Here is an 18,446-nt window from a genome sequence, read left to right on the forward strand (position 1 = left end):
TCAGCCCCCCAGCGCCATCCACTGATCAGCCTGTCGGTTCTCGGCCCTCCACCGGGGTACCTCCGGCAGATCCACCCCGAACAGGGCCGTCGTGGCAGCACCCATCGCCACGCCACGCACCCCGCAACGGGCCCGCAGCTCATCGAGCAGAGGTAAGCGGTACGCGCCACAATCGGCCAGCAACAACCCAAAGGGTTTGCGCTGGAACTCCCCCACCACCTGTTTGATCAGGCCGTCGAGACTGGCGCTGAAACCCCGATCCGGCCGCTGGGGATAGTGGCTCTCGGGCGCCGGCACGGCCCGCAGGCCATAGGGCGCAATCGTGCGGTCGAGAAACAACCGGAAGGCCCTGCCGCTGCGGTGCTGATTCAGGATCGCCTCGCTGTGGGGACCCACATAGAGCACTTCCTGCCCGGCCATCACGCGGTAGATCTCGAGGAGGTCAGGTCGTCCCGTGAGCTCCGGCACTCCGCCGGTTTCCGAGCAGAGGGCCTGTGCCACCGGCAGGAAGAAACTGGCGGTGGTCCCATCGCTGCTCCACAGCGCCGCACCGGCCAGGCAGCGGAATACCCCATCCGCCCAACGCACCAGACAGGCCATGTCCGCTCCAGCAGCGGCATAGAAGCCACAGTCGGTGTGCAATCGCTTCAGATTCTCCACCGGGTCCGCCGGACGGAACCACCAGTCGGGCGAACGCTGGTTCCAGAAGGCCACGTTGAGATGCTCCCTCCGCAGCCGCGCCAGGGCAGGTTCCAGCTGCTCACGCTCATACAGCACACCTTGCAGGGCTGCAAGCTCAACCGCATCCAGTTGCACCAGCAGATCGTGGCTGTCGAAGCGCGGGACCGGCAGCCCACTGGGGAGAAGCCGTGCCCCCAGTGAACCCGGTCCGGTGAGCCGGCTCCAGATCGGCAGCGCCTGGTTGATGCGGAAGAACAGCTCCTGGGGCAACTGCTCCCCCACGCGCCAGAGATGCCCCATCGATTCATAGAGGCTGACGATCGAATCGCGGACCCCAAGCTGGGCGGCACGCCCTGATGTCTCCCGCACGCGCACCGGCGCCAGAAAGGCCGCCATCACATCCTCCAGACGCTGCGGGTCTGCCGTGCCCAGAAATGGCCAGAGATTGAGCTCCAGGCGGCTCGAATCCCGACTCACCGGCCCGGCTTCCGGCACGCACACAAGCCCCAGCTGCAGCGACTGATCCGAACCCGCATGGCAATGGAGCCAGTCGTCCACTTCGGCGCTGATCTGCTCCGCCTCCCATGGCGGTGGCTCAGCCGCTGGCGGTGCCGGTAACGGCTGGTACCCCTCCACCCGCAGCGACTCGAAGCCGTTGAGGGTTTCCACGGGCCGAAACGCTTCGAAAACCTGATCGATTTCAGGGTCCGGATCCGGTTCCGGATCGGGTTCCGGATCGGCCACGGGGGTCACCCCAAGCTCCTGGCAGGCCAGGCTCACCCAATCCGGGCAGGGATCCAGTCGCGCCGCCAGACGGGCGAACAGCTCTCCGGCTCGGGCAGGCGCCTCGGCCTCCTGGCCGATGCGTTCCCGCCAGAACATCGCTCCGTCCTGAAGGAAGTAGGTGTGCAGGAGGTGCAACCAGTCGGGGGAGCGGATCGGCAGCTTCAGCTGCCGATCAAGAATCCGTGCCATCCACCAGCACAACCGGGCGCGCTGGGGCTGGGGGGGAGGCGTGGCTGTGGTCTGGCTGTTGACGACTGAATGGAGGGCAGCCGCCAGGCCCTGAACCACCTCCCCATAGGGTGCCCAGAAAGCAACGGCCTGGCCCGATGGCAGCCTGCCCAGCCCAGCCATCTGCCGCTCCAGCTCCTCGCAGCGTTCCAGGGCGAGTGTCCAGTCTTCCTCGGCCTGGGCATCAAGAACGCTGGTGTGGCAGGCTCCGAGCGAGGCAATCAGCTGATGAAACTGCTCCTCTGAGGTCGGAGGGAGGCTCTGCACCACGTTGAGGCTCCCTCGTGCGTCGTCGATGTCCGGGAAACCGTAATCAACCCATTCTGGGGGAACCACCCCGATCAGGGAGGTGAAACACGTCACCGCGCCAAAACCGGGTTGCCTCTACGTTGATGCCGCTCTTCCCCCTCGAGCGAGACACCGCCCCCGTGCAGACCGTTCTGCCCCCAGCGCTGCAGGCTCGTGCCCGTGCCTCGTCCGTGGGCACCTTCGAGGGTCTGACCAGCAACGGAAGCCTCAGCGGCTGGGCCTGTTCCCTGCCCCTGTCACCGGATGGCAACCCCCTGGCCGTTCAGCTGCAGATGGAGGATTTGCTCAATCCAGGGCAGATCACGCTTCTGGGTGAGGTGTTGGCCCAGCTTCCCCGCCCGGATCTGGAGGAGCAAGGGCTGGGTCACGCCTGTGGGTTCCTGCTGCAGGGCCCGCTCGTTGTCACTCTTCCCCCACGGACCACGGGCAGCGTGCTCCGGGCCTACGCCCGCACCGCCCATGGGTTGGAGGAACTCTCCGGCAGCCCGCTGCGCCTCGATGCCGACCGTTATCAACAGCTCGAGAGCCTGTGCCATGCAGCCCAGCAACTGCCGGCAGGGTTCAGGCCCCTCGAAGGTCCCTTCCTCAGTGGCTGGGCACCCCCCGAGAGCGAACTCCTGCTGAGGATCGATGGGGAAGCCCTGCCGCCGGTGCACTCCACCGGCAAAGGCCATTTCATGCTGCCCCTGCCACCGGCCTGTTGTGATGGCCGCGCCCATCACATCGCCCTGCACCACAGCGACGGCACGCTGCTGGCCGAAACCATCGAGCTCACCCCATTCCAGCTCACCCCCTGGCCCTCCCTGCTGGAACATGGGCGGGCTCCCTTTCCCAAGGGTCTCGATCCCCTGGCCCAGGAGCACCACCGCAGCCTCACCACCTGGCTGCACTGGGCCGATGCCGAAGGCACCCCATTGCCCTCTGATCTGCCCCTGCTCCAGCGAATTCTCAGTGCGGCGATCAAACCACCAGCCAATGCCGCCCCCCACCAGGAAGCGGGGCCGGATGGCAGTCCCATCACCCGGCAACCGATTCAGCTGGTCCTGAGCTCCGAGCCCCGCGTCTCGATCGTGGTGCCGGTTCACAATCAGTACGCCGTCACCCGCCGCTGTCTGGCGGCCGTTGCCTACGCCCCCACCCGGGTGCCGTTCGAGCTGATCGTGGTCGACGACGGCTCCAGCGATGGAACCTCTGAAGCCCTGGCCCAGGAAGCCCCGGGCGTTCAGGTCATTCGCCACGACTACGCCCGTGGATTCAACCAGGCCTGCCACAGCGGTGTGGCCGCGGCTCGGGGTGAGTTCGTGGTGCTGCTCAACAACGACACCGAACCCTGCTGCCGCTGGCTGGAAGAACTGCTCGATCCCTTTGAGCGCTGGAGCGATACCGGCATGACCGGCGCCCAGCTGATCTATCCCGATGGCAGGCTGCAGGAGGCCGGTGGAATCGTCTGGGGTAACGGCGAACCGTGGAACTACGGCCGGGGGCGTAATCCCCACCATCCCGGGGTTTCCTACACCCGTCAGGTCGACTACGTGAGCGGCGCCGCCCTGGCGATCCGGCGCGAGATCTGGAGCCGCCTCGGTGGATTCAGCCCTGAGTTCTCACCCGCTTACTACGAAGACACCGATCTGGCCTTCAAGGTGCGTGAGGCCGGCTATGTGGTCCGCTATGCGCCACTCGCCAAGGTGATCCACCACGAGGGCCTCAGCTGCGGCACCGACACCAACCCTGAAACCAGTGAAGGGTTGAAGCGCTTCCAGACCCTGCATGCGCCCCAATTCCAGCGCAAGTGGGAGCATGCCTTCACCGGCTCAAGGGAGCCGAGCTTTGAAGCCGCCGAGATCATCAAGGACCGCGGTGTCGTCGGGCGTGCCCTGTTCCTCGATCACGGCACCCCAAGGCCGGATCGCGATGCCGGCAGCCATGCGGCGCTGATGGAAATGGAACTGGTGCAGTCGCTCGGCTACAAAATCACCTTTCTGCCAGCCAACCTGGCCTGGCTCGGCAGCTACAGCGAAGACCTGCAACGCCGTGGCATCGAAATGATTCACGCGCCCTTTGTGCTCTCGCTGGAGAGTTTCCTGATTGAGAGGGGACACGAGTTTGATCTTGTCTATCTCACTCGCTACACAACAGTGCGCGACAGCCTGGCACTCTTGCGTGACCACGCCCGCAAAGCCAAACTCATCTTCTGCAACGCCGATCTCCACTACCTGCGCGAACTGCGCCAGCTCCAGATGTCCGGCTTGGTCGGCGAGCAAGCCCAGCAGGCCCTGGCGTCCGTGCGCGTCACCCGCCAACAGGAACTCGACGCCATGGCGGCCGTGGATCTCACCCTCACCTACAGCGAAGTGGAGCAGGCGGTGATTGCCGCCGAGAGCCTCGGCCAGGCCACCACGGCCCTCTGCCCATGGGTGGTGAACACCCTGGACGAACCCGCTCCTCTGCACACGCGATCCGGAATCGCCTTCCTGGGCAGCTACCAGCACCCCCCCAACCGCGACGCAGTCGAATCCTTTCTTGCAGAGATCTGGCCAACCCTGCTGGAGCGTCATGGTGATCTGGAGCTCCATCTCTACGGCAGTGGCCTCAGTGGTGAGCTGCAAGACGCCTGGTGCCAGCTGCCTGGTGTGCGGGTCCATGGCTGGGTGGTCAACGCCTCGGTGGTGTATCAGAACCATCGGGTCTTCATTGCTCCACTGCGAGCCGGTGCGGGGATCAAGGGCAAGGTGATCGCTGCCCTGGCCCACGGCATCCCTCAGGTGCTCAGCCCCGTGGCGGCAGAGGCCACGGGACTGCGCCATGGCTCCGAAGTGTTCATCGCCCACGATCGGGATGCCTGGTGCGATGCGATCACCAATCTGATCAGCGACGATCAGCTCTGGCAGCGCTGCAGTGCCACGGCCCTCAGCTATGCCCGCAGCAAATACTCTCGCGAGCGGGGCCGTGGGCTGATGGCCACCGCCCTGGAGCGGCTTGCACTGCCGTTGACGCGATGACCACCACACTCTCAGGTGTCACCCAACCAGCGGTGATCGCCATTGCCTCCGGTCGTCCGCTGCTTTCAGTGGAAGAAACCAACCGGATCCTCCGCCAGCAGGGTGTAGCCCTGGCCCTCGCCCAGGGTGTCGTGCTTGATCTCGTCGCCCGCAGCGTGATGATGCAACCCGATGAGGAGAACGCCCTGATGCGCGCCTATCTCGAAGGCGAAGGCATCAGCAGTGACGAAGCCCTCGAGGGCTGGCTGCGCCGCAAAGGCTGGTCCCTCGACGACCTTCGTTACTTCGCCACCAAGGCCGAACGGGTGAGGCGGTACAGCCACAACAGTTATGGCCCCGAGGCCGAGATTCGCTTTCTCGATCGCAAGCTCGATCTCGATCAGGTCACTTACTCGCTCATGCGTGTCTCCGATGGCGATCTCGCTGAGGAGCTTTACTGCCAGCTCAAGGAAGAAGGTGCTGATTTCGCCACATTGGTGGCCGCCCATGCCGAGGGAAGTGAAAGGGTGACCCGCGGCTTGATCGGCCCGGTGGCCATCAGTGCTGGCCATCCTGCCGTGGCAGAAAAACTACGGGTCGGAAGCCCAGGCCAGCTCTGGCCACCATTCAAAGTGGCCGAATTGTGGCTGTTGGTGCGGCTCGAACAACGCTTCCCTGCTCAACTCGATCAGGACATGCGCTCCGAGATGGTCAATGAGCTTTTCCAGATCTGGTTCAAGGAACAGGTGAACCTGTTGATGGCTGGTGAGCCGCTGATGCCCCTGATCCCTGATCTCAACGCCACCGATCGATGACCGCCTCCACCTCGAGTATTCCCGGCCACCGCGACAGTGGTCTGATCGGCCGTTTCAAACCCTTTGATCGCCTTCCCACCGAGGTGGCCGCCGCCGTGGAGCCCTTGCTTGAGGCAAGGAGGTATCGCCTCGGGCAAACGCTCCTGCGCCCGGATGTGATGCCCGAGGGAGTGCACTTGCTGCGCAGCGGCAGCCTGCGCAACCTGGCCACCAATCCACTCAACGGAGAGCTCCACACGATCGCTCGCCTCGAACCGGGTGACAGCGCCGGATGGTGTTCGTTGCTGCGCAACGACCCCTGCGAGCATCTGCGCGCCTCCTCGGAAGTGGAGACCCTCTTCCTGCCGGCCAGCGTGTTCAAGGAGCTGATCGCCAGCCACGAATCCCTGCGTGCTGGCCTCCAGAACAAGCTTCCCGCCGCTGAATTGCATCGCCTGCTCACCGTCCTCGCGGCCCAGGATCCAACCTGGCTGGCCCTTCTGCGCAGCTGGCCCACCATCCTCAGCCAGGCCACGGTGCGCAGCCTGGCTCCCGGCAGCGCAGGCCCCCTCGACCTCCCCGACCACAGACGCTGGTTCGTCAGCAGTGGTGCCCCGCTGGGTCAGGCCTGGAGCCCACAGGCCCCGGCTCCGGCTCCAGCAACCGGAACCGCCTGGTTGCGGCTGATCGGATTGCCCACGCAGGCCAGCCAGCCAGCGTTCACCACAACCAGCACCGACCACCACCACACCGGCGGCTCGCCAAGCCCCGGGCCAGCAGCGGAGTCCTCCGCCCAGTCGCTCCAGGTGGGCAGCCAGCTGGTGACAAGCGAACCCGCTGCTGTAACCGCCCCCAGCTATGCCCCATCTCCAGACCCTGCCCAGCCCCGGGCTCAGGGCCGCAGCGAAGAATTAAGGCTGAGCCGTGCCACCGGCCCCCGCGATGGCCCGATCGCCATCTGCCAGGCCATCGCCCATTACTTCGGCGTGCCGGTGAATCGCGACGCCCTGGTGGATCTGGTGGAGGGAATCCTGCAACGTCAGGGGCAGCTCAATCTGATCAACCTCGGCCAGGTTCTCGATTTCCTGGGCCTGCGCGTCGTGCTCACCGAACTGCCCGCAGACCGTCTGCAGCGGGCCCCGGTGCCCGCCGTGCTGTTCTCCCAGGGGCACTTCGCCATCCTCGAAGGTGTCGACGACGACGGCCGCCTGCGCCTGCTGGAGCCCGAACTCGGCCCCTTGCTGATCCCGCCCCAGCAGCTGGCATCCGGCCCCGGCGGCCTGGTGGAGCTGTTGCTGCTGCAGCGCAAAGCCGATGCCAAGGAAGAGAACTTCAGCTGGAGCTGGTTCCTGCCCTTCCTGCGGGAGCACAGGCGCCAGCTGGTGGAAGTGCTGGCGCTCTCATTCGTGATCAATCTGCTCGCCCTGGCCCAGCCCCTGGGCCTGCAGGTACTGATCGATCAGGTGTTGCGGCAGCGCAGCTTGAATGCGCTGCTCACGATCTGCTTCGTGCTGCTGCTGGCTGCCCTGGTGGGATCGATTCTCAAGGTGTTGCGCAGCTACATCTTCACCGACACCGCCAACAGGGTGGATCAGGACACCAAGACCACCATCCTCGATCAGCTGGTGCGCCTGCCCCAGGGCTTCTTTGATGCCCGGCCGGTGGGGCAGGTGATGTTCTACTTCAACCAGCTCGACAAGATCCGCGACTTTCTGCTCGGCAGCAGCCTCACCACGGTGGTGGATCTGTTGTTCAGTTTTCTCTACCTGTTCATTCTCTTCGCGATCAGCATCCCGCTCACCATCACCACCCTGGCCACCCTGCCCTTGATGCTGGCCCTCACCCTGATCAGCAATCCCCTGGTGCGCAAGCAGATCAATCGCAGCAACGGTGCCTCGGTGAAAACCTATTCCTACCTCAACGAGTCGATCGGCGGCATCCAGACGATCAAATCCCAGAATGCCGAACTCAAAACCCGCTGGGAGTTCCAGAACCGCTATTCCCGGTACATCGGCGAAGATTTCAAACTCAAGATCACCAGTGAATCAATCAACAACCTCGCCGGCTTCATCAACGAACTGAATACCCTAGTTGTCATCGGTGTTGGCATCTTCCTGGTGATGCAGAACGAGCTCACCCTCGGTGGTTTCATCGCCTTTCGCATCCTCAGCGGCTACATCACCCGCCCCCTGGTGGGCCTCACTCAAACCTGGATCAAGCTGCAGAACACCACCGCCTCCCTCAAGATGGTGGCCGATGTGGTCGATCGCAACACCGAGCAGACGCCTGCGGAGGCGCTCAACATCCCCATGCCCCCCCTGGTGGGCAAGGTGGAATTCCTTGAAGTCAGCTTCCGCTTTGCCGATGATGGCCCGTTGATTCTTCAGGAGGTGAACCTGGAGATTCCCGCCGGCTCCTTCGTCGGCATGGTGGGCGGCTCCGGCAGCGGCAAAAGCACCCTGCTCAAACAGCTTCCCCGCTTCTACCGTCCGCTGTCGGGCAAAGTGCTGATCGATGATCTCGACATCAACAAAGTGGAGCTCTATTCGCTCCGCCGCCAGATTGGTGTGGTTCCCCAGGACAGCGTTCTCTTCGATGGCACCGTTCGCGAGAACCTGCTGCTGGTCAAACCCGATGCCACCGCCGACGAGATGATCCGGGCTGCTCGCATCGCCTGCGCTCACGACTTCATCATGGATCTTCCCAAGGGTTACAACTCCGACGTGGGCGAGCGCGGTGCCGGACTTTCCGGCGGCCAGCGCCAGCGCCTGGCCCTGGCCCGGGCGGTGCTGCAGAACCCGCGCATGCTCATCCTCGATGAGGCCACCAGCGCCCTCGATGCGCGCACCGAACGCCAGGTGTGCATCAACCTGTTCGAGGCCTTCCGCGGCCGCACGGTCTTCTTCATCACCCACCGGCTCTCCACGATTCAGCCGGCCGACTGCATCGTGCTGATGGATCGGGGCGCCGTGATGGAGACCGGCACCCACCGCGAATTGATGAAACGCCAGGGCTGGTATTACGCCCTTCACCAGAGTCAGACCCAGGAAGGAGGATTGTGATGACGGAGCCCAAGCCAGACCAACAGACCGGCACCTCCCTGGTCGATGTCTACGAACGGATCCTCAATCGTCTGCGCTCTCCCCGCGGCCGTCGTCGTTCCACAGGGAATGGCTTCGAGCAGGTGGTGCCCGTGAAGGTGGATCTGGTCGGAGATCCCAGCACCTCTCCGGCGGCCAGCAGCAGCAGCGGTAATGGCAATGGCAGCGGCAGCACGCCTGTCGTCTCCCATCCCTTCCTCACCTCCAGCTCCAGCGCTCCGGCCGGCACTGCCGCAGCCACCAGCGCCCTGGTCTCCGTTTCCGACTGGAGCTTCAACCAGCCCGTGCTGCTGAAGAAGAGTCCGCGGGCCTCCAGCCTGATCGTCTGGACGGCCGTGGGTGGTCTCAGTGCCTTCGGCATCTGGGCCGTGCTCGCACCACTCGGAGAAACCATCGCCGTGCAGGGCAAACTGCAGCCCGGCAGCAAGGTCAAAGCGGTGCAGGCCCCGGTGGCTGGAGTGATCGAAACCGTCTTGGTCAAAGATGGCCAGAGCGTGGAAGAGGGAGATGTGCTGATCCGCTACGACCTGCGCGATGCCACCAGCAAACTGACCGCCGCCGAAGCGATCCGCGCCAAACTTCTCAGTGAGAACCAGATCCTGGCCGCCTCCCTGGGCGATTCCTCAGCCTCAGGTCTGAGCGAGAACCAACAGCGGCAGCTCGACAATCAGGCCGATGATCTGCGCAGCCGGCGACGCCAGGCTGAAGAACAATTGAAGGCCAGCGAAGTTAAAATCGAAGGGCTTCGCACCAGCCTGGCCACAGCTGAGAACATCGCCCAGCGCTACGACGGCCTCTCCAGAAGCGGTGCCGTCAGCGAAGTGCAGGCCCTGGAGAATCGCAACAGGGCCAACGAATTGCGCACCCAACTGGCCACGGAGGAACGCACGGCCGAAGCCTTCAGGGCCGCGCTGGTTGGGGCCGAGGCGGCTCCGGGGGCTGATCTGCGCAGCCGCATCGAACTGAATTTACGCCAGCTCGCTGATCTCGACGGCCAGATCCGCCAGGCACGCCTTCAGCTGCAGTACAGCGTCCTGCGGGCACCGAAGGCCGGCGCCATCTTCGACATCGACATCTCGCAGGGTTCTGTGGTGGAAGCCACCCAGACCCTGCTGAGGGTGGTGCCTGCCGATGCACTGGAGGCCAAGGTCTTCATTCCCAACAACGCCATTGGCTACATCACCCCAGGCCAGCGGGCCGATCTTTCGCTGGAAACCTTCCCCTCCACTGACTTCGGCACCATCCCCGGCAAGGTGAAGAGCATTGGCTCCGATGCCCTCACCACCGAAGAGATGGCGCAGACCCTCAGAACCGATACCAAGGGTCTCTTTTATCCAGCCGTGCTCACCTTGGATCAGCAAACGCTGCCCGGGATGAAAACACCGATTCAGCTCAAGCCCGGCATGGCGCTCACTGCCGATATCAAACTGCGCCAACGCAGCGTGATCAGCCTCTTCACCGGTTTCTTTGGTGATAAACGTCGTGATCTTGAGCGGTTGCGCTGATGCCGAAGCGCAGATCAAAGCCAGCGCCTGCAGACTGGTCGCGCTATCTACCTCCTGAGAAACGCCGCAAGGTTGTCGTGCAGGTATGGCTGCACAGATTCCGCTCCCGCATGCGGCAGAGGAGCGTTCTGCTTCTGTTCATGCTGCTGGCTTATCTGGCCATCTGCCTGGGTCTGGCGCTGTGGGGAGTGCAAACCATCGGTCTGCTTGCACTCACCCCGCTGCTGCTCACACCGCTGGTTGCCTATCTGGCCTACTGGCTGGTTTGGCGGGAGTTTCATGAGTGAATCAGATTCACTCATGAATCAGAGACAGAGACAGAGGCCGATTTCTCAACTGGAAGCCGGCAGATATCTCAACTGGAAGCCGATCGAGTCTTCAACGTGGTCAGCTCCTTCACCAACCAGGATGGCAGGGACCGCTCAACTCCAGCCACGTTCACCTTGCTGGGGGGGTAATACATCAAGGCAGCCACCAGGGCATTGAGCGCCCTGGCATGGCTCAGTTCTGAAACGATCAGCCCCAACTGGCGACGGGCCGCTTCCTCTTCGGGGGGCAGGGGCTCCCGGCAAAATCCTGAGGCGATCAGGTTCTGGGTGAGCTGCCCGAACGGGGTGCGGTAGAGCGCTTCGAGTTGGGGGGTATCCACATCCAGCCACACCTGGGCCACCTGACGCCGCAGACCCGAGAGTTCCTGCTTGAGCTCGGCGTCGCCTGGATCAATGGCGTAGAGGTTGATCAATCCACTCATCCGTCCCAGGAATTCGTTGTTCTGAATCAATGCCATGCCCGCCTCGCCCCGCAGCTCGCCCAGCACCGGCAGGGTCTGATTCGAAGGGCGAGGGGCTGGCTGGGCCTCCGAGGGGGCCAGCAGAGCAGGGCCCGCTGACGATGCCGGCTGGCGTGAGGCCGCTTGCTGCCTCAGGGTGTCCAGCAGCTGGGGATCACAGCGCTCGGCATAATCCCGCTGCAACCATTCCGGCACCTGACGCAGCGGATCAGCCACCCGCATGGCGTTGAGGTCGTAATAGGGAAGCACCGCCAGCAGCAGATTGGTGGTTTCGTGACTGCCGAACGCCTTGAGCAGCTTCTGGGACAGCGCTGCCTTCCAGCGCTCGTCGTCGGCATTCAGGGGCAGGGCCGGCAGGACGCCGCTGAGCATCAGCCGATAGGCCTGGCCGATCGGGCCGGCGTAGAGCGTTTCCAGCTGATCCAGCGGCGCCGAGAGCCAGAAACGGGTGAAGCACATGCGTGCCGCCTGGGCGTCTTCGAGCGCCTGCTGATTCGGCGCCTGCTGCAGCTGGCTGAAAATGGCCTGCAGACGCCGCACCGACCAGGCCACCACCGGCACCGGCAGCAGCTCCTCGTCCTGGGCGAGGGTGTTCACCAGCCGGTTCACCACGGGGGCCGCTGGCACCGCAGGCGGGGCGATCGCACCGACGTGGTGATCGGACCCATGGCCATTGTTGCGGCCGAGCAGGCGGCGAAGGAAAGGCATGGACCGGCGAAATCACGGGATGTTGGGCGGACTTTACCGATTCCGGACAAGATTCCTTTGTCGCGAAGGCTGCCGCAGCGGATGCAGATCCTCTTCATCCACCAGGCCTTTCCGGCACAGTTCAGCAGCTTCGTGGCTGACCTGATCAGCCGGGGCCATGAGGTGCATGGCATCGGTGCCTCCCCGGGCCGAGCGAGTCCTGAGGGTTGCCGCCATCACCTCTATGACGACCCCAGGCCCGAAGACCTGCCTGACGGCCTCAGTGATCCACAGCTGGAAGTCAGCCTGATCCGCGCCGAACGGGTGGCTGAACTAGGCCAGACCCTCAGCCATCAGGGAGTCAAGCCCGATGTGGTGGTGGTCCACAGCGGCTGGGGAGAGGGTCTCTACCTGCGTGATCTCTGGCCAGACGCTCTGCTGCTGGCCTATCCCGAGCTCTATGGCCAACCCGCCCTCCTCCAGCTCGACGATCCCGATGCGCCCCCGCCCACAGACCAGCGCCTGCGCCTGCTGAGGCGCCAGAACCTGCTGGCCCTGGCGGCCCTGGCGGACGCCGACGCGCTCTGGACCCCCACCCTGTTCCAGCGCAACAGCTTTCCCGCACCCTGGCGAGGCCGGCTGCAGGTGATCCATGAAGGAGTCGACACCCGACGCAACGCTCCCCAGCCGGGTCGCCGCATCCAGGCGCGCCACGACCTGGAGCTGGGCTCAGACGATCTCGTGCTCACCTTTGTGAGCCGCAGCCTCGAGCCCCTGCGGGGCTTCTGTCGTTTCATGCGTTCTCTGCCGCCCCTGCTGCAGGCCCACCCACGCCTGCAGGTGGTGGTGGTGGGCGGCGACGGCCACAGTTACAGCCCCCCCAGCCCCCATCCGCTCGGCTATCTCGGCGAGATGCGCGAGCAACTGGGCTCCAGCCTTGATCCCGACCGCTTCCACGCCCTGGGACTGCTGGAACCCGAGCAACTCACGGCCCTGCTCCAGGTGACCACGGTGCATGCCTACCTCTCCCACCCCTACGTGCTCTCCTGGAGCCTGCTGGAGGCCATGGCCTGCGCCGCTGTGGTGGTTGGTTCCGACACCGCCCCTGTGCGAGAGGTGATCCAGCACCAACAAAATGGCCTGCTGGCTCCGCTTCACGATCTCGACAGGCTGGTGGCCACGATCGATGGCGTGCTGCGCGATCCGCCCGCCCACCGTCATCTCGGCACAGCGGCCCGTCAAACGATTCTGAGCCGTTTTCGCCACGACAAAGGCCAACGCAGCTTCCACGACTGGCTGATCAGCCTGCGTCTGCTCCAAACTGCCCGTGGTAAGCCCTGAGCAGGCCATCAATCGCCTGCCGCCAGGATCCCGTGCTGGGTTGGCGAAACAAGCGCAGGCTCGGATACCAGGGGCTGTCACTGCGGTCCCGCAACCAACGTGGATCGGCGCTCCAGGGCAGCAACACCCAGCCCGGCGCGCCCATCGCACCCACCAGGTGGGCCATGGCGGTATCCACGCTGATCACCAGGTCGAGCTGGGCCACCACCCGGGCAGTGGCGGCGAAATCTCCCAGGCCAAGACGGGGTAATGGCAACGGGAACCCCAGCGCCGCCGCCTGCTGCTCATCGTTGCCGTACTGCAGGGAGATCAGCTGGGCTCCGGCCTGCTGCAACCCCTCGAGCAACTGCAGCAGCGCGGCCGGCGGCAGGGATCGTTTGCGGTATTCCCTGTGGGTGAAGGGATCGTCGATCTTGCGACCCGACGCCCACACCAGCCCGACACGGGGTGCGGCTGGATGGCTGGTTGCCTCAGTGGAATCGGTTGCTGGAAGCAACACCGCCCCGCCGCGCCCGCTAGCATCACCCCAGAGCGGGGAGTGCAACGCAAACCGGTTGGAACCTTCACCCATGCAGGGGACGGGCAGGGGTGCCCCGCCCAGCTGGTGGGGCAGGCTCATCAACGGTCCGTGCGGCACGCCGTGGTCAGCCGTCTGGAGGACTTCGGCTTTGGCCAGCACCCGCGGAGGCGTATCCAGCCAGGCCAGCCCCTCCGAGAGCAGGCGCACCAGGTTGGCTTCCACAGCCACGGTGATCGGGGTGCTGCGGCATCCAAGCGCCTCCGCCTGGCGGTCGCGGCGATCGGCAAGGGCCGGCAGCCAGCGCAGGTATTGGAGCGTGTCGCCGTAACCCTGCTCGCTCCACACCACCAGATCAGCAGCAGGATCCAGAGCGTCGAGGCTCAGATGCCCCCCCCACCAGGGCCCTGGCAGAAACGGGGTCCAATCCGAGAGCAGGCGTCGGTCTTCCGCATCGAGGTAGGCCTCCCCGTAGCGCTCCAGCCCGATCAGCACCTGGCTGCGACCCCAGCGCGCCTGGGGGCCATCGGCCTGGGCGTAATGGCCTTCGGCAGCCTCGAACTCACGCAGGTCCAGACAGCAATGGCCCAGGCCGCAGAGCACCAGCGGATGGCTCGCTTCCAGCTGCAGGGCACGGCCATAACAACGAAGGGCTGCAGCGGGCAGGTCGGCCTGCCATAGGGCATGCCCCTGGTTGATCAGAGGCCTTGGATCAGCCGGGTGCTGGGCCTGGAGCTGGGCATAGGCAGCAGCGGCACCGATCCAGTCATGGCGCAGCTCACAACGGCGAGCCTGCTGCAGCGGGCCCTGTCGGGAACCATCAGTGGCGCGCTGAACCAAGACTCCTCGCCTGAAGGCATGGACAGTAGCGAGCGGGAAATTGGATGTCTGAGAACCCCGACGAAACCGAGCCGAGGCCAGAGCAATTGTTTGATAAGTAGTCCTTATCTTGTTTGTAAACTGTATTAAGCTGGCTAGGTCAAAATCGATGGCGGAGGGGAAGTTTCGTCGCTGGCGCTACATGAATGCCAAAACCATGTGGCTTCCACTACATACAAGTCCCAGAGCTTGCGTCGGCAGTCTCAAAGCTGAAGTCCAGAAGAATTCCTGGACAGAAGCTCGCACAGGATTTGTCTGCTAAGTTTTCGCCACGGCTCCAAGGGAGTTGGCTGCTTCTTCGCATTCCGCTGATGCTTCAAACGGCTTGATTCAACTCTCCCTTCTCAATTAATAATCAAATCAATTCACTCACAACCAAATTAAGCCATGGCTGCTACCACCACCACCCTCTCTGGGAGTTATCTTGACAACTGGGAAGACTTCAAGGAAATATTCACCTCAAGTCTCGACCCGGACGGCGATGGGAGAATTGGCTCCGGCAACAGAGGCCAAAGGGTTCAGCAAGTTGAAAGGCGCTTGGATCGTCTTGATCAATTCTTCAACGACAACCTTGGCGCAGAACTTGAAATCTTCGGACCGGGAGTCCCTTCCCGCGAGGATTTCATCAAAGCCGTCGATCCCGATGGTGATGGCACTGTAGGAACCGGTGGCTCAGGAGGGCGTGCCCAGTCGGTAGACAGGGCACTCAGAATTTATGACAACGCATTCAGCCAGTTCAATCGGAATTCTCCAGCAGGTTCGAGTGCAAGCAGTGCAACTCTTTTTGGTGCTCCAGAATCGATCGGGCTGGGCGTTGAAGCCACCACCTCCAAGGGTCCGAAAGGAAAAGATGCTGTGATCTTTGGTGGCGCTGAGCCAACCTCCAGATTCTCCGATCTGGTCGGTTCCGAGCCCCAGGTTCTCTCGTCTCCCGACATTCTCGACATCGGTGGCCAGACCGAAATCGTCGATCCTTTCGCCAACGACCCGGATCAGATCGATCTGTTCAAGAACAAGGGCTGAGTCATTCCATTCCTTTCAGACTCAGTTGCATGCCCCCTGCCGGAGAACTCCGGCAGGGGGTTTTTTCTGGCCTCAGATCAGCGCCGGATTCAGACCAGCACCGGCAACCGTGCCGGTTCGGCCTGCTGAAAGCGCAGCCGCGGCGGCTCCGCTGCAGCCTCCACGTCCACCGCGATCGTGCTGCCCTCGGGGAAGGTGCCGGCCAGGATCGCCTTGGCGATCGGGGTTTCCAGCTGGCGCTGGATCGCCCGCTTCAGCGGCCGGGCGCCATACACCGGGTCGTAGCCCACGCCGGCCAGCCAGTCGAGCGCTTCGCCGTTCAGCTCCAGGCCCAGCTTGCGGTCTTCGAGGCGCTGGCGCAGCCGCTGCACCTGCAGCTCCACGATCTGGCGCAGTTCCTCCTGCCTGAGCGAGTGGAAGATGATCGATTCATCCAGCCGGTTGAGGAACTCGGGCCGGAAGTGGCCGCGCAGGGCCTCATTCACCCGCCGCTCCATCTCGCCGTGGCGGGCGGGATCGCCGGCCAGATCGAGGATCGAGGCGCTGCCGATGTTGCTGGTGAGGATCAGCACCGTATTGGTGAAATCCACCGTGCGGCCCTGCCCGTCGGTGACGCGGCCGTCATCGAGGATCTGCAGCATCACGTTGAACACATCGGGGTGGGCCTTCTCCACCTCGTCGAACAGGATCACCGCATAGGGCCGGCGCCGCACCGCTTCGGTCAGCTGGCCGCCCTCCTCGTAGCCCACATAGCCCGGAGGCGCTCCGATCAGGCGGCTCACGGCGTGCTTCTCCATGTATTCGCTCATGTCGATGCGCACCATGGCGTCGTCGCTGTCGAACAGCTGGGCGGCCAGGGCCTTGGAGAGCTCCGTCTTGCCCACACCCGTGGGGCCAAGGAACAGGAACGAAGCAATCGGCCGGTTGGGATCGCTGAGCCCGGCGCGCGAACGCTGGATCGCATCAGCCACGGCTGTCACCGCCTGCTCCTGACCGATCACGCGGGTGTGCAGCTCATCTTCGAGATGCAGCAGTTTCTCCATCTCGCTCTGCACCAGCCGGCTCACGGGGATGCCGGTCCACTTGGCGATCACCTCGGCGATGTCGTCCTCCGTCACCTCCTCGCGCAGCAGCGTTTTTTCGCCGTCGCCGGCGTTGAGCTCGGCCTCCTTGGCCGCCAGCTTCTTGTTCAGCTCCGCCAGGGTGCCGTATTCCAGCTCGGCGGCCTTGTTGAGGTCGTACTGGCGCTTGGCCTGCTCCACCTGCAGCTGCACCTGCTCGATCTCCTCCTTGATGGCGCTGAGTTCATCGATCGCCCCTTTCTCCTGCTGCCACTGGGCATTGAGGGTGCTCTGCTGCTCACTCAGGTCGGCCAGCTCCTTCTCCAGGCGCTCCAGCCGGTCTTTGCTGGCGGAATCGGATTCACGCCCCAGCGAAAGTTTCTCCATCTCCAGTTGCAGGATGCGGCGGTCGAGTTCATCGATCGCCTCCGGCTTGGAGGTGATCACCATCTTCAGCCGCGCCGCTGATTCATCCATCAGGTCGATCGCCTTATCCGGCAGGAAGCGATCGGCGATGTAGCGGCTGGAGAGCACCGCCGCCGCCACCAGGGCGTTGTCGGCGATGCGCACACCGTGGTGCACCTCGTAGCGCTCCTTGAGGCCGCGCAGGATCGAGATCGTGTCTTCCACCGTGGGCTGATCCACGAACACCTGCTGGAAGCGCCGCTCCAGCGCGGGATCCTTCTCGATGTGCTGGCGGTGCTCATCGAGGGTGGTGGCACCGATGCAGCGCAGTTCGCCGCGGGCCAGCATCGGCTTGAGCAGGTTGCTGGCATCCATCGAGCCGCCGGCGGCGCCGGCCCCCACCACCGTGTGGATCTCGTCGATGAACAGCACGATCTGACCTTCGCTTTCGGTCACCTCCTTGAGCACGGCCTTGAGCCGCTCCTCGAATTCACCGCGATACTTCGCCCCGGCGATCAGGGCGCCCATGTCGAGGGCGATCAGCTGGCGGTTCTGCAGGGCCTGGGGCACATCCCCGTTCACGATCCGCTGGGCCAGGCCCTCAACGATCGCGGTCTTGCCCACGCCGGGTTCACCGATCAGCACCGGATTGTTCTTGGTGCGGCGCGAGAGGATCTGGATCGTGCGGCGGATCTCCTCATCCCGGCCGATCACCGGATCGAGCTTGCCGTCCTTGGCGGCCTGGGTGAGATCGCGGCCGTACTTCTCCAGGGATTCGTAGGTGCCTTCGGGGTTCTGGTCAGTCACGCTCTGGTTGCCACGCACGGCCTTCACGGCATCTTTGAGTTTGTCAGCGTTGGTGCCGGCCTGGGAGAGCAGCTGCTTGCCGCAGCGGTCATCGATCGCCAGGGCCAGCAGCAGGTGCTCGATCGAGATGAAGCTGTCGCCGTAGCTGGCCTTGAGCTGCTCGGCCTGATCGAGCACGCTGTTGAGCCCCTTGCCCAGAAACACGTTCTCGGGCGCCGCGCCCAGGCTCGGCTGGCGTGAGAGGAAGGCCTCCACCGCCTGGCTCAGAGCCGCCACATCCACGCCGGCCTTCTCGAGAATGCGGCTGGCGAGTCCGGGCTGGCTGAGCAGGCTGGCGAACAGGTGCTCACTCTCCAGTTGCTGCTGCCGGCGCTGCTGGGCCAGCTGCTGGGCGGCCACGATGGCTCCCCAGGCCTTCTCCGTGAATGCTTCGGCGGTGGGATGCATGCCTGTTCTCCTCTCTGATCAGATCTGAATCGACGCTATGAACAACTGGCCGGCCAGCACAGGATGGGCAGGCCGAAACAATTGGCGAATCAACCGAACGGCGCCGG

11 protein-coding genes are annotated in these 18,446 nt (G+C 64.1%); 7 read left to right on the forward strand and 4 right to left on the reverse strand.

Features of this window, described 5'->3' with window-relative positions; all coding sequences use genetic code 11:
* Complete coding sequence (locus tag KBY77_RS01315; protein ID WP_255101807.1) at nucleotides 1-2,058, reverse strand: hypothetical protein; 2,058 nt, start codon at nucleotides 2,056-2,058, stop codon at nucleotides 1-3.
* A gap of 29 nt (nucleotides 2,059-2,087) precedes the next feature.
* Between KBY77_RS01315 and KBY77_RS01320 the strand changes: the two genes are divergently transcribed.
* The 5 genes from KBY77_RS01320 to KBY77_RS01340 all read left to right on the forward strand — a co-directional run bounded on the left by KBY77_RS01320 (nucleotide 2,088) and on the right by KBY77_RS01340 (nucleotide 10,669).
* Complete coding sequence (locus KBY77_RS01320; protein ID WP_255101808.1) at nucleotides 2,088-5,003, forward strand: glycosyltransferase; 2,916 nt, start codon at nucleotides 2,088-2,090, stop codon at nucleotides 5,001-5,003.
* A complete protein-coding gene (locus KBY77_RS01325; RefSeq protein WP_255101809.1) occupies nucleotides 5,000-5,797 on the forward strand; it encodes a peptidylprolyl isomerase in 798 nt (265 codons plus the stop codon). Before KBY77_RS01320 ends, KBY77_RS01325 begins: the two co-directional genes overlap by 4 nt.
* Nucleotides 5,794-8,838, forward strand: coding sequence for an ABC transporter transmembrane domain-containing protein (locus KBY77_RS01330; RefSeq protein WP_255101810.1), 3,045 nt, complete (start codon nucleotides 5,794-5,796; stop codon nucleotides 8,836-8,838). The genes KBY77_RS01325 and KBY77_RS01330 overlap by 4 nt, the downstream gene beginning before the upstream one ends.
* A complete protein-coding gene (locus KBY77_RS01335) occupies nucleotides 8,838-10,382 on the forward strand; it encodes an HlyD family efflux transporter periplasmic adaptor subunit (protein WP_255101811.1) in 1,545 nt (514 codons plus the stop codon). The genes KBY77_RS01330 and KBY77_RS01335 overlap by 1 nt, the downstream gene beginning before the upstream one ends.
* A 140-nt stretch (nucleotides 10,383-10,522) precedes the next feature.
* Nucleotides 10,523-10,669 carry a hypothetical protein gene (locus KBY77_RS01340; protein ID WP_255101812.1) on the forward strand — a complete coding sequence of 49 codons (147 nt, stop codon included), beginning with the start codon at nucleotides 10,523-10,525 and terminating at the stop codon, nucleotides 10,667-10,669.
* Between the two features lie 68 nt (nucleotides 10,670-10,737).
* On the opposite strand, the gene KBY77_RS01345 is transcribed toward KBY77_RS01340, so the two are convergent.
* Nucleotides 10,738-11,880, reverse strand: a complete 1,143-nt coding sequence (locus tag KBY77_RS01345) for a hypothetical protein (RefSeq protein WP_255101813.1) — start codon at nucleotides 11,878-11,880, stop codon at nucleotides 10,738-10,740.
* Between the two features lie 81 nt (nucleotides 11,881-11,961).
* Here KBY77_RS01345 and KBY77_RS01350 point away from each other — a divergent pair, with 81 nt between their 5' ends.
* The gene (locus KBY77_RS01350; RefSeq protein WP_255101814.1) at nucleotides 11,962-13,200 is read left to right on the forward strand and encodes a glycosyltransferase; all 1,239 of its coding nucleotides are present in this window, start codon (nucleotides 11,962-11,964) and stop codon (nucleotides 13,198-13,200) included.
* On the opposite strand, the gene KBY77_RS01355 is transcribed toward KBY77_RS01350, so the two are convergent.
* On the reverse strand, nucleotides 13,160-14,557 hold the full coding sequence (locus tag KBY77_RS01355; protein WP_255101815.1) for a tetratricopeptide repeat protein: 1,398 nt from the start codon (nucleotides 14,555-14,557) through the stop codon (nucleotides 13,160-13,162). The two genes, KBY77_RS01350 and KBY77_RS01355, sit on opposite strands and share 41 nt — an antisense overlap.
* A gap of 426 nt (nucleotides 14,558-14,983) precedes the next feature.
* Here KBY77_RS01355 and KBY77_RS01360 point away from each other — a divergent pair, with 426 nt between their 5' ends.
* The gene (locus KBY77_RS01360; protein ID WP_255101816.1) at nucleotides 14,984-15,619 is read left to right on the forward strand and encodes a hypothetical protein; all 636 of its coding nucleotides are present in this window, start codon (nucleotides 14,984-14,986) and stop codon (nucleotides 15,617-15,619) included.
* Nucleotides 15,620-15,708: 89 nt separating this feature from the next.
* Here KBY77_RS01360 and clpB read toward each other — a convergent pair whose 3' ends face one another.
* Complete coding sequence (gene clpB / locus KBY77_RS01365) at nucleotides 15,709-18,339, reverse strand: ATP-dependent chaperone ClpB (protein WP_255101817.1); 2,631 nt, start codon at nucleotides 18,337-18,339, stop codon at nucleotides 15,709-15,711.
* Nucleotides 18,340-18,446 lie beyond the last annotated feature (107 nt).

It is taken from the genome of Synechococcus sp. Cruz-7E5 (assembly GCF_024345995.1).
Taxonomy (GTDB): Bacteria; Cyanobacteriota; Cyanobacteriia; order PCC-6307; family Cyanobiaceae; genus Regnicoccus_A.

Excerpts from the sequence above, each read along its gene's own strand:
- KBY77_RS01320 (WP_255101808.1), top strand. The coding sequence starts at position 2,088 with ATGCCGCTCTTCCCCCTCGAGCGAGACACCGCCCCCGTGCAGACCGTT.
- KBY77_RS01325 (WP_255101809.1), top strand. The coding sequence starts at position 5,000 with ATGACCACCACACTCTCAGGTGTCACCCAACCAGCGGTGATCGCCATT.
- KBY77_RS01330 (WP_255101810.1), top strand. The coding sequence starts at position 5,794 with ATGACCGCCTCCACCTCGAGTATTCCCGGCCACCGCGACAGTGGTCTG.
- KBY77_RS01335 (WP_255101811.1), top strand. The coding sequence starts at position 8,838 with ATGACGGAGCCCAAGCCAGACCAACAGACCGGCACCTCCCTGGTCGAT.
- KBY77_RS01340 (WP_255101812.1), top strand. The coding sequence starts at position 10,523 with ATGCTGCTGGCTTATCTGGCCATCTGCCTGGGTCTGGCGCTGTGGGGA.
- KBY77_RS01345 (WP_255101813.1), bottom strand. The coding sequence starts at position 11,880 with ATGCCTTTCCTTCGCCGCCTGCTCGGCCGCAACAATGGCCATGGGTCC.
- KBY77_RS01350 (WP_255101814.1), top strand. The coding sequence starts at position 11,962 with ATGCAGATCCTCTTCATCCACCAGGCCTTTCCGGCACAGTTCAGCAGC.
- KBY77_RS01360 (WP_255101816.1), top strand. The coding sequence starts at position 14,984 with ATGGCTGCTACCACCACCACCCTCTCTGGGAGTTATCTTGACAACTGG.
- clpB (WP_255101817.1), bottom strand. The coding sequence starts at position 18,339 with ATGCATCCCACCGCCGAAGCATTCACGGAGAAGGCCTGGGGAGCCATC.